This is a genomic window from Ruegeria profundi, assembly GCF_020171505.1.
GTDB classification, from domain to species: Bacteria; Pseudomonadota; Alphaproteobacteria; order Rhodobacterales; family Rhodobacteraceae; genus Ruegeria; species Ruegeria profundi.
In genome coordinates, this window is record NZ_JAIUZS010000004.1 from 427,534 (window position 1) to 438,459 (window position 10,926).

8 protein-coding genes and 1 tRNA gene are annotated in these 10,926 nt (G+C 57.8%); 3 read left to right on the forward strand and 6 right to left on the reverse strand.

Features of this window, described 5'->3' with window-relative positions; genetic code table 11:
• The first annotated feature begins 7 nt into the window (after positions 1-7).
• Positions 8-343, forward strand: coding sequence for a carboxymuconolactone decarboxylase family protein (locus LCM21_RS12440; protein WP_224890890.1), 336 nt, complete (start codon positions 8-10; stop codon positions 341-343).
• Between the two features lie 35 nt (positions 344-378).
• On the opposite strand, the gene LCM21_RS12445 is transcribed toward LCM21_RS12440, so the two are convergent.
• The 5 genes from LCM21_RS12445 to LCM21_RS12465 form a co-directional block, all read right to left on the reverse strand.
• Positions 379-2,886: a GcvT family protein gene (locus tag LCM21_RS12445; protein WP_224890891.1), complete on the reverse strand. Its 2,508-nt coding sequence runs from the start codon at positions 2,884-2,886 to the stop codon at positions 379-381.
• Positions 2,887-3,021: 135 nt separating this feature from the next.
• Entirely contained in the window at positions 3,022-4,278 is a 1,257-nt protein-coding gene (locus LCM21_RS12450; protein WP_224890892.1) for a hypothetical protein, read from the reverse strand.
• Between the two features lie 94 nt (positions 4,279-4,372).
• Positions 4,373-5,785 (reverse strand): FAD-binding oxidoreductase, encoded by a 1,413-nt coding sequence (locus LCM21_RS12455; RefSeq protein ID WP_068340934.1) that lies wholly within the window; start codon positions 5,783-5,785, stop codon positions 4,373-4,375.
• 12 nt (positions 5,786-5,797) lie between these two features.
• Positions 5,798-7,591: a gamma-glutamyltransferase gene (gene ggt, locus LCM21_RS12460; RefSeq protein ID WP_224890893.1), complete on the reverse strand. Its 1,794-nt coding sequence runs from the start codon at positions 7,589-7,591 to the stop codon at positions 5,798-5,800.
• A 38-nt stretch (positions 7,592-7,629) separates the two neighbouring features.
• Positions 7,630-8,616, reverse strand: coding sequence for a 2-hydroxyacid dehydrogenase (locus LCM21_RS12465; protein WP_068341001.1), 987 nt, complete (start codon positions 8,614-8,616; stop codon positions 7,630-7,632).
• A 171-nt stretch (positions 8,617-8,787) separates the two neighbouring features.
• Between LCM21_RS12465 and LCM21_RS12470 the strand changes: the two genes are divergently transcribed.
• Both LCM21_RS12470 and LCM21_RS12475 read left to right on the forward strand, forming a co-directional pair.
• Positions 8,788-9,276, forward strand: coding sequence for an SH3 domain-containing protein (locus LCM21_RS12470; protein WP_404818127.1), 489 nt, complete (start codon positions 8,788-8,790; stop codon positions 9,274-9,276).
• 317 nt (positions 9,277-9,593) lie between these two features.
• Positions 9,594-9,668 (forward strand) — tRNA-Gln (locus tag LCM21_RS12475).
• 172 nt (positions 9,669-9,840) lie between these two features.
• Here the strand turns inward: LCM21_RS12475 and LCM21_RS12480 are convergent.
• Positions 9,841-10,926 (reverse strand): recombinase family protein (locus LCM21_RS12480; protein WP_224890894.1); only part of this gene is annotated, 1,086 nt, incomplete at its 5' end.

Here is a 10,926-nt window from a genome sequence, read left to right on the forward strand (position 1 = left end):
TGGTGACATGAACTGGCAGGAAAAGATCAAGGACACGCGACTAGGTCTGCGCGCCCTTAACGGTGCGCTTCCGGATACCACCCGCGCATTCGGTGCGCTTGGGGCAGCGGTCAAGCAAGGGGGTGAGCTGGACTACAAAACCAAAGAGTTCATCGCTTTGGGCATCTCGATCGCGATCCGGTGTGAGCCCTGCATCACGCTCCACACAGAAGCCCTGATCAAAGCCGGGGCGTCGCGCGCTGAGTTTTCAGACGTGTTGGCGATGGCCATCCAGATGGGCGGAGGCCCGTCGATGATGTACGCCGCCAAAGCGTTGGAATGTTTCGACGAACTGTCCCAATAAAAAAGACCCCGGAGTTCTCCGGGGTCTTTGACTAATCACCCATCCTTGCGGATGGTTTCGTTTTTCGGGTCATAGGGGCTGTCGCAGGTCACGACCGCGTCCCACAGCTTGTCTTGCATCTTGACCTTCAGTTTGGTGCCTTCGACCGCCAATTCGGGCTTCACATAGCCCATGCCGATGGATTTCTCGAACGCCACCGAATACCCGCCCGAGGTCAGACGCCCCACGCGCTCACCTTCCGGAGTGTACAACACCTCGCGGCCCCACGGGTCGGCATCGTTCGGCCCGTCGATCAGCAGGGTACAACACTTCACCCGTACGCCGGTCTCTTCCAGCTTGGCCTTTCCGTAGAAGTCTTTCGACAGATCGACAAAGCGCGGCAGGTCGGCCTCAAGCGGGGTTGCGTCGCGGCCCAGCTCGGTGCCGAAGGCACGATAGGATTTCTCCTGACGCAGCCAGTTCTGGGCGCGGGCTCCGACCAGCTTCATACCATGTTTCTCACCGGCTTTTTCCAGCAGGTCGAACAGGTAGTTCTGCATTTCGATCGGGTGGTGCAGTTCCCAACCCAGCTCACCTGTATAAGCCACACGGATCGCGTTGACCGGGCACATGCCGAGTTCGATCTGGCGGGCCGACAGCCACGGGAAGCGTTTGTTGGACAGTGCAGTTTCGGCGTCAGCGTCCTTGATGACCTCTTTCAGAACATCACGCGACTTGGGCCCGGCGATGGCGAAGACGCCCCATTGGGTGGTCACGTCCTGGATTTCGATGTAACCGAACTCCTCCATCTTGTCCTCAGCCGCCTTGCGCAGATAGTCGGCGTCATACTCGGTCCAGGCACCGGCGGAGACGATGTAATAGCTGTTCTCGCCATTGCGGACGATGGTGTATTCGGTGCGGGTGGTGCCGTGCGATGTCAGCGCGTAGGTCAGATTGATGCGTCCAACCTTGGGCAGCTTGTTGCAGGTGAACCAATCCAGGAACTGGGTCGCGCCGGGGCCTTTGACAACATGCTTGGTAAAGGCCGATGCGTCGATCAGGCCAACGCCGTTGCGGATCGCTTTGGCTTCTTCGACGGCATATTGCCACCAGCCACCACGGCGGAAGGAACGGCTTTCCTTGTCGAAGTTGTCCGGCGCGTCCAGCGGTCCGAAATAGTTCGGACGTTCCCAGCCATTGACCCAACCGAACTGCGCGCCGCGGGCCTTCTGACGCTCATAAGCCGGAACGGTGCGCAGCGGGCGGCAGGCTTCACGCTCTTCATCCGGATGGTGCAGGATGTAGACGTGCTCATAGCATTCTTCGTTCTTGCGCGCGGCGAACTCGGTGGTCATCCAGTTGGAAGAATACCGCTTGGGGTCCAGCGAGGCCATGTCGATCTCGGCTTCGCCATCGACCATCATCTGCGCCAGATAATAGCCGGTGCCGCCTGCAGCGGTGATCCCGAAAGAGAAACCTTCGGCCAACCACATGTTGCGCAGGCCCGGAGCCGGGCCAACCAGCGGGTTTCCATCAGGTGTGTAACAGATCGGCCCGTTGAAATCGTCCTTCAGGCCCGAGTCGGCGCAGGACGGCACGCGTTCTGCCATCGCCATGTATTGCTCGGCAATCCGGTCCAGATCCAGCGGGAACAGATCCGCACGGAAGCTGTCAGGCACGCCGTATTCAAACCGCGCAGGAGCGCCATGTTCGTAGATACCCAGAATCCAGCCGCCGCGTTCCTCGCGTGCATAAGATTCGTTGTCAGCGTCGCGCACAACGGGATGCTCGGGGTTGCCTGCCTCACGCCATTTGACCAGTTCAGGGTCTTTGTCCATGACGATGAAGGTGTGCTCAACCGGGATTGCGGGCATCTTGATGCCCAGCATCTTGGCCGTGCGCTGTGCATGGTTGCCCGATGCAGTCACAACATGTTCGGCCGTTATGACAACCTGCTCATCTGATGGGACAAGGTTGCCACCTTGCTCGACCATCTTGGTGCAGGTGACTTCCCAGTGGGTGCCGTTCCAATGAAAAGCGTCGGCCTGCATTTTGCGTACAATCTCAACACCCCGCTGACGCGCACCCTTGGCCATCGCCTGGGTCACGTCAGCAGGGTTAATGTAGCCATCTTCGGTGTGATAGATCGCACCTTTCAGGTCGCCGGTTTCGATCAGCGGCCAGCGTTCCTTGATCTGATCCGGGGTCAGCCATTCGTATTTGACGTCGCAGGTTTCGGCCGTGGACGCATAGAGCATGTATTCATCCATACGCTCTTGCGTCTGCGCCATACGCAGGTTCCCGACCACGGCAAAGCCCGCGTTCAAACCGGTCTCTTCCTCAAGCGTCTTGTAGAAATCGACCGAGTATTTGTGGATGTGGGTTGTCGCATAGGACATGTTGAACAATGGCAGCAAACCGGCTGCGTGCCAGGTTGAGCCAGACGTCAGCTCATCCCTTTCGATCAACATCACATCGTCCCAGCCTGCCTTGGCCAGGTGATAGGCAATCGAGGTCCCGATGGCGCCGCCGCCAACGACCAATGCTTTGACTTGGGTTTTCATAACCGGGCGTCTCCCCTTGAATTCAGTTGACACCATATGGCGCAATTGAAGACCCCGGCGCGACATTCATCCGACCAGTGAGAGAAAGAAAACGACCCGCTATTCAATACGGGCCGTTGATTCAATGGATTTGACCTATTGGCCGGCAGCTGCGCATCGTTTTATGCTGCCAACTTGTGCGCAGGATGTCCCCAACCCGCCCTTGTGCACGCGCACAGGCTGCGACTGCTTCTCAGGCGCAGCAGGGTCCGCAGACGCGCCCGTGACCCCTGGTATCCCGAAAGCTGGTAATTTGTCTTTCAACCTTTTGAAAAAGCCCGACCCCTGCGCCGTGTCGTCGGCAAGCGCAGCTTGGCGTTGGTCGGACTCCAACAACAGCTTTTGCGCCCGACCATATCCGATTTGCAGAACATCCTGGTTTTCGAACACCTTGCCACCGGTAATGTCCATGATGCCATCGCTGTTATACCCAGATGCCGTCATCGCGTTGACCATCACCGCAGCAAAGTTAAGATTCTCGAGTTTTTCGTCAGTCATCTTTTCCTGCACCAATATAATCTCAGAGTATAAGTCATCCATCTTCTCTGCGACTTCTGCTTGCCGGTCTTGCGGGATCAGGACACCTGCCCCCACGACGGGCGAAGGGAAGGTCAGCAACGCATTCAGGGCGGCATAATCGACAGCTTGCAACAGTTCGAGAATGGCTTCGTCGGACGCATTGGTGTTCATTCGGATCACGACTTCTTCATCGATTCCGATGCGCCCGGTAATCCTGCGATAGTCAGGGGCTTCGTCAGACTCCAACATGGAATATGTGGTTTCCATGAACGCGACGCCATCAATGACCGCGAAACCTTTGGTGATCTCGGTCATCGCTGCAAAGTTCTGCTGCCGCGACAAGGCGATACCAACCAATGAGTTGCGCGCGGATTTGGGCTTGAGGCTAATGTCGAACCAGGCGACCTCATTCCCGTTGGCATAGACCAGCCCCGTCTTGCTTAGCTTGCGGGCGAAGCCCTCTTTTCCCGCTTTGGACAGGCGTATCAACTCGGACGTACCAGAAACCGAGCTTATCAGCGGCGTTGGGTCATACTCTGCAAGCACAGTGTCCACCGGTGCGCTGTCGAGGTCTGTCAGCTCGTACCGATCCCAACCCTGTGCGGCCGCAGGAAGATAAAGTTTGGCACCGGCGTTCCAGCGGTTCTGACGATCGCGCTCAACGGCTTTGGCCTCACGTTCGCCCTGTTGCTGCGCGAAACGCTGTTTGATCGTGTCAACATAACCACTTACGGACAAACTGCCGTCGTGTTTTTTACCCTGCTGGAAATAGTCGAGGCCAGCGATGACCAAACACACGATCATTGCAAAACCCAAAATCCGTAAAACGCCCATTCGAGACCCTAAAATCAATCACTGCTCTTGAATGCGAAAGATAGTCTGCGAATAGGGCAGCCATGTGGCTTCAGGGTCAGATTTTTGTCGAAGGTCAGTTTCCGGGGAAAGACAGGATTTTACCTGGATTCATGATGTTATCCGGGTCCAGCGCCTTTTTTATGGCATCCATGTAAGTGACCGCCGCACCTAGCTCTTTAAGTAAATAGGGGCGTTTTCCCTGTCCGATTCCATGCTCACCAGTGCACGTACCTTCCATCGAGATCGCCAGATCGTTCAACCAGCCAACGAACGCATCTCCACGGGCCACTTCCTCGGCATTGTCCATGTCGATCAGCAGCAGAGTGTGGAAATTTCCATCCCCCACATGTCCGACAATTGGTGCCATGAGGCCCATCTCTTCGGCCTTGTCCCGGGTGGTCGTGACACATTCCGCAAGACGCGATATCGGAACACAAACGTCGGTTGAGATTCCCCGTGCACCGGGGCGCAGTTGCAAGCTGGCCCAATACATATCATGCCGGGCTTGCCAGAGCTTGTTCCGCTCTTCGGTGGTCGAGGTGGCGGCGAAATCGGCACCGCCGAATTCTTCGGCGATCTGTCCAAAGGTGTCCGCCTGTTCGACCGCGCCCGCGTCCGAGCCGTGAAACTCCAAAAGCAGTAACGGCGTTTCTGGCAAACTCAGCCCGGAATAGGCGTTGGCAGCCTTGACCGACAACGCGTCCAGCAGCTCGATCCGGGCCACAGGCACACCATACTGGATCGTCGTCATCACGGCCTGACAGGCCGCATCGACGGACGGAAAGGAACACCGGGCCGAGGTGATCGCCTCGGGGATGCCATGCAGGCGCAGGGTAAGCTCGGTGATGATGCCCAAAGTGCCCTCAGCCCCGATCAAAAGGCGGGTCAGATCATACCCGGCAGAAGATTTCCGCGCCCGATGCCCGGTGCGAATGATCTGACCGTCAGGCATCACCGCCTCAAGGCTGAGGATATTGTCTTTCATCGTGCCATAACGCACGGCGTTTGTGCCTGACGCCCGCGTTGCCGCCATACCACCAAGCGAGGCATTTGCCCCCGGATCGATGGGGAAGAACAAGCCCTGATCCCGCAAATGAGTGTTCAGATCTTCGCGCGTTACGCCGGGCTGCACAACGCAGTCCAGATCATTTGCATGTACGGCCAGCACATTGTTCATCCGTGACAAATCTACTGAGATCCCCCCCGCCGGGGCGTTCACATGCCCCTCAAGCGAGGTGCCGGTGCCGAAGGCAATCACAGGGACTTTGTGCAAGGCGCAGGTTTTGACAATCTGTGAAACCTCCTCGGTCGACTGGGGAAAGACCACTGCGTCCGGCGCTTGATTTTCGATCCAGGTGGTCGTGTGGCCATGCTGTTCGCGAATAGCTTGGCCCGTTTGCAGACGGTCGCCAAACTTTTGCTTGAGTATGCCTACAGCCGTTTCAATCCCGGCCTCGTTTCGCGCCAAAGCTACAGCCTGCACCATTTGTAGTTCCCTTTATTCGCCCAGCGCGATGCCTTCGCGGCGCGGGTCTGCGCCACCGATCAGACCTTCGCCAATTTCAATCGCGTGCAACCCAGATGTCAGATCGCGTGGATTGACCTCATAGCCCAGTTCGATCAGCGAATCCAAGAACCCCTCGGCTGCCGTACCTTGTTCGACATCGTAAGTGCCGAACCGATTGACAAGATGCGGCAGCGACAACGCTTGTTGCACATCCATATCCCAATCTGCCCAGGCAATGATCGACTTGGCCACGTACCCGATGATCCGGCTACCACCCGGCGAGCCGATCGCCAGCACCGGCGCGTTGTCCTGCATAACGATGGTTGGACTCATGGATGAACGCGGACGTTTGCCGGGTTCAAGCCGGTTCGCGATTGGCACACCGTTGCTGTGGGTTTTGAATGAGAAATCCGTCAACTCGTTATTCAGCAGGAACCCATTGGTCATCAGGCGTGAGCCAAACCCGTTCTCAATGGTAGTGGTCATCGACAACACGTTTCCGTACTGATCCACGATCGAGATGTGCGAGGTCGAAGGCAGTTCCAACGACACATCATCCGCCCAGTTGGATGCGTGATCGAATTCCGGATTGCCGGGCGCTACCTCAGTCAGTGCGCCCTCAGTGTTCAGCAACTGGCTGCGTTCAGAAAGATAGTCGGGGTCAACCAGCCCCTGCGTGGGCATCGGAACAAAATCATGATCCGCCATGTAACGACCACGATCCGCAAAGGCGAGGCGCGAGGCATCGCCGATCAGCCTCCAGGCATTTGCGTCCTCTGGCCCCATCGCGGCCAGATCATAATCGTTCAACATGCCCAAAATCTGCCCAACCGTCAGCGCCCCCGACGATGGCGGGCCCATGCCGCAAACCTCAAAGCTACGATAGGCGGCGCAGACAGGTTCACGCTCGATCACTTGATACAGCGCCAGATCGACACCGGAAAGAACACCGGGATTACCGGGGGCGTTGCGCACGGTGCTGACGATCCCGGCAGCGATTTCGCCACCATAGAACCCGGCAGATCCCTCGCTGGCCAAGACGCGCAAAGTTTCTGCGTAATCCGGATTCATCAGACGCTGACCTTGCTGCAACGGCTCGCCGCCCGGCAGGAAATACTCGGCTGTGGCCGGAAAGCGTGATAGCCGTTCAGAATCCGCTTCGACAAGGGACGCCAGGCGCGGAGACACAAGAAACCCTTCTTCCGCCAACCTGATGCCATCCTGAAACAGGCCCGGCCATGGGCTGCGTCCCCAACGGCGGTGGGCGTCTTCCATCAGTGCAGGCGTGCCGGGCGTGCCGACCGAGAGACCGCCAACAACGGCATCGAAGAATTGCAACGGCTCACCGTCCTTGTCCAAAAACAATCGGTGGTTCGCTTCCAAAGGTGCTGTCTCGCGCCCGTCCAGCGTGGTCAATGTGCCAGTCGCGGCGTCGTACCAGACCAGAAACGCACCGCCACCAAGGCCCGAGGATTGCGGCTCAACCAAACCCAAAACGACTTGAACGGCGACCATGGCATCAGCCGCCGACCCACCGGCACGCAACACCTTGGCCCCGGCCTCTGCGGCCAAAGGATGCGCCGCAGCAACCATCCAGTTGTCAGAACGCACGGGTACCCCGGCCATTTTCGCCTCAAGAGAGGCGATGACCTCATCGGTCAGAGCCTGAACCTGACCTTCGGAGGCACCCTCGGGCGCGACCGCATCTGCCGTTTCCTGTGCAAGGGACGCACCGCCAAAGGTCAACGCCGCGAAAAACAACCCCGAAATCAGATTTCTATTCATCGTATCCTCCAGAAAACTGTTTCTGCGGCGCGGGCGCGTCACAGCATAGATGGGACAACCTGATCCGGCGGGCGGTGTCCGTCCTCAAAGGTCTTGATGTTGATAATGACCTTCTCCCCCATCTCGATCCGCCCTTCCAGCGTGGCTGAGCCCATGTGGGGCAAAAGAACGACATTCGGCAATTGCCGCAAACGCGGGTTCACCTGGGTGCCGTGTTCATAGACGTCGAGGCCTGCACCCGCGATGTCACCAGACCTGATCAGGCGGGTCAGTGCGTTTTCGTCAATCACCTCACCCCGAGAGGTATTGATAACCACAGCGGAGGGTTTCAACAGCTTCAACCGACGCGCGTTCATCAGGTGAAATGTCGATGGGGTCGAAGGACAATGGACCGAGATAACATCCATCCGCGCCACCATCTGATCAAGACTTTCCCAATAGGTTGCGTCAAGCTCCTGCTCAATCTCGGGGCGCAACCGGCGACGATTGTGGTAATGCACTTGCATCCCAAACACGCTGGCACGTCGCGCCACGGCCTGCCCGATCCGGCCCATTCCCAGAATCCCAAGACGCCGGCCACCGATCCGACCACCCAGTAAGGCCGTGGGCGCCCAGCCAGACCAATCCCCCTGTTGCATCAGGCTGATGCCTTCGGGCAGTCGTCGTGTGACGGCAAGGATCAGCGCCATCGTCATGTCGGCCGTGTCATCGGTCAGAACGCCGGGTGTGTTAGAGACCAGGATACCGCGCTGTCGTGCTGTCGCGACGTCGATGTTGTCGACACCCGCCCCATAGTTGGCAATCAGGCGCAGGTTTTCGCCCGCCTGCCCCAACAAGCCACCATCAATTGTATCGGTAACTGTGGGAACCAGTACATCCGCACTTTGAACCGCGGCGACCAGTTCTTCGCGCGACATGGGGGCATCATCGTCGCGCAGTTGAACATCGAACAACTCGCACAGTCTGGTTTCCACTGCCTCGGGCAACCGTCGCGTTACGACAACACTCAGACGTTCTCTTGGCACCTTTGCCCTCCCATCGCTTTGCAAATCTTTGCGCGCCATGGCATCGTGGCGCAGGATCAGGCGGGGCACAAGAACCCCAATCGCATTGAGACGACCTTTTTTCGAAACCAGATCAACAGGCACAAGAGCAGGCAGTCAGTGAGTGGTTTTCTAACGGTAAAACGCCGCCTTCTGGTGATTTCGTGCGCATTTATTGTGTTTCTGGGGGCATTCAGCGCCAACGCACAAGACAAACGGGGCCAAGTCACAAACCTGCCGATACCCCGCTATGTTTCGATGAAGGCCGCCGAGGGCAACGTGCGCCGCGGCCCGTCACTGACACATCGAATCGATTGGGTTTTCAAGCGACGCGGTATGCCGCTGCAAATCACGGCCGAGTACGGCAATTGGCGCAAGGTGCAGGATCGTGACGGTGCTGGGGGATGGGTACACTACGCCCTGCTTTCAGGTGTGCGCACTGTCCTGATCGATTCCGAATTGCTGTCCGTCTACACAAACCCCGACCCCAATTCCCAAGTCAGCGCCAAATTCGAATCCGGTGTGGTGGCACGCCTTGGCAAATGCAGCCTGGATTGGTGCCACATCTCGGCTGGCGGGTATCGTGGCTGGGCAGATAAATCCAAACTCTGGGGCGTCGACCCCTCTGAAATTCGCGAATAGCGTAGCGATTGGGCCGCAACACAAAACCGGGAAAGTCCTGCGATTCGGATCAAGCGCCCAAGTTTTTTTGCATGTTATGAACACATGGGGCAGACCTTCAAAACGTAGGTTTGCGAGCTCTGTTACCTTCACCATTTCGTGACTTGCAAACTTGGGGTGAAATGGGGCGGCGCTGTCTGCGCCATGTCCCCCAAGGAATGTCGGTTTTGCTATTCCGGACTATAGGCATGACTAAAAATAATTTTGCCCAATGCCGATTTTTTCGCCCAAAGGCTCTTGAACCCTCCAAACAACAATCGTAGACAGCGCCTCACTGTTGGGGTGTAGCCAAGTGGTAAGGCAGCGGTTTTTGGTACCGTGTATCGTAGGTTCGAATCCTACCACCCCAGCCACCCACTCTCGCATATCCAGACCGTGCAAGGTAAGCTTCGAATAGTCGCGCGTTATCAGCGGTTTAGCGGCGTCGTGCGCTGGCGCAGACCATTGACCGAGCCGGAACACGGCGGCAAATAGCCAAAAGTCTGTGCTCGGCGTTTTCGCGGTAGCAGGTTTGGGTTTGGTGGATCAGAGAGTCGCGAGAAGCGCGCGCTGCTCCTGCCAGTCTGATGGCAGGGTTCGCGATTTGCACCAGTCGGACGTAAAGCCAAGGGGCTGTTTGCCTTGAAGTACATCTCGCACGAGATCCGGCGCGAGGAAGGCAAGATCGATCATGTGCTGGACGCGTCGTTTGGAGCTGCCGTCGGCTTTCGCAATGTCGCCGAAGGTCTCCCCCGCCTTGATCCGGTCCAGCCAGTGATGTGCGAGCGCGATGTTTCGAATAAGAGTTTCGTCTTTATTGCCGTTCGTTTCGGCCAGGATGATTTTCGTCTCCACGCCGCGTTTCCGTATCTGGAACGGTGCTTCGACCTGCAGGGCGTTTGCATCGATCGCATCGATTTTAATATCCAGCCTCTCTGCGATGGCTTTGGGATCGAGCTTGAGCAAAATCTTTCCGGGAGCGATATCGATGCGTTCCACGAGAGGGAGAATATTTCGGCTATCCGGCTCGGCGCTCAGAATCGGCAGCTTGCTTCGAACGCGGGCGATGTCACCGGCGTCGGACTGCTGGCAAACATGGCTCGCGAAGGTTGGTTCTGCGAGATGGCGACGGGTAAGAGTGCTGGTCTGTGCCTCAAGATGATCTGCAGGCAGGCGCCAGCCATCGAGGTTTTCCTCGCCGCTGCGCGCAATCAGCCGGTGCGAGACGTAGTAGCGCAAACGGGTACCCTTCTTTGTGCGTGAATGCGATGGCGTCAGCCGGTCTCCGGTCTCATCGAAGATCTTCCCGCAGAGCAGCGACACGCGGCGCGGCGTCTTTCTGAAGCGTATCCGGGAGGCCGACCCCTGCAGCCTGAGCTGAACTGCATCCCATTGGTCGGGGGCGATGATCGGGTCGTGCTGACCGTAGTGCACTTGATCTTTGTGCCGGATGCGCCCGGCATAAACCGGGTTGGTCAGAATGTGATGGATATGCCCGCGGTCGAAGGTGCCGCCGCCGCGGGCCTCACCCGATGACAGTATTCTGCGCCGGGTGCGTAACCCCAGCGCATCGGCCTGCTCTTTTACCTCCCGGATAATACCATGCTGCTCGTATAGCGCATAAAGGGTCCG

Excerpts from the sequence above, each read along its gene's own strand:
- LCM21_RS12445 (WP_224890891.1), bottom strand. The coding sequence starts at position 2,886 with ATGAAAACCCAAGTCAAAGCATTGGTCGTTGGCGGCGGCGCCATCGGG.
- ggt (WP_224890893.1), bottom strand. The coding sequence starts at position 7,591 with ATGAATAGAAATCTGATTTCGGGGTTGTTTTTCGCGGCGTTGACCTTT.
- LCM21_RS12440 (WP_224890890.1), top strand. The coding sequence starts at position 8 with ATGAACTGGCAGGAAAAGATCAAGGACACGCGACTAGGTCTGCGCGCC.
- LCM21_RS12450 (WP_224890892.1), bottom strand. The coding sequence starts at position 4,278 with ATGGGCGTTTTACGGATTTTGGGTTTTGCAATGATCGTGTGTTTGGTC.
- LCM21_RS12455 (WP_068340934.1), bottom strand. The coding sequence starts at position 5,785 with ATGGTGCAGGCTGTAGCTTTGGCGCGAAACGAGGCCGGGATTGAAACG.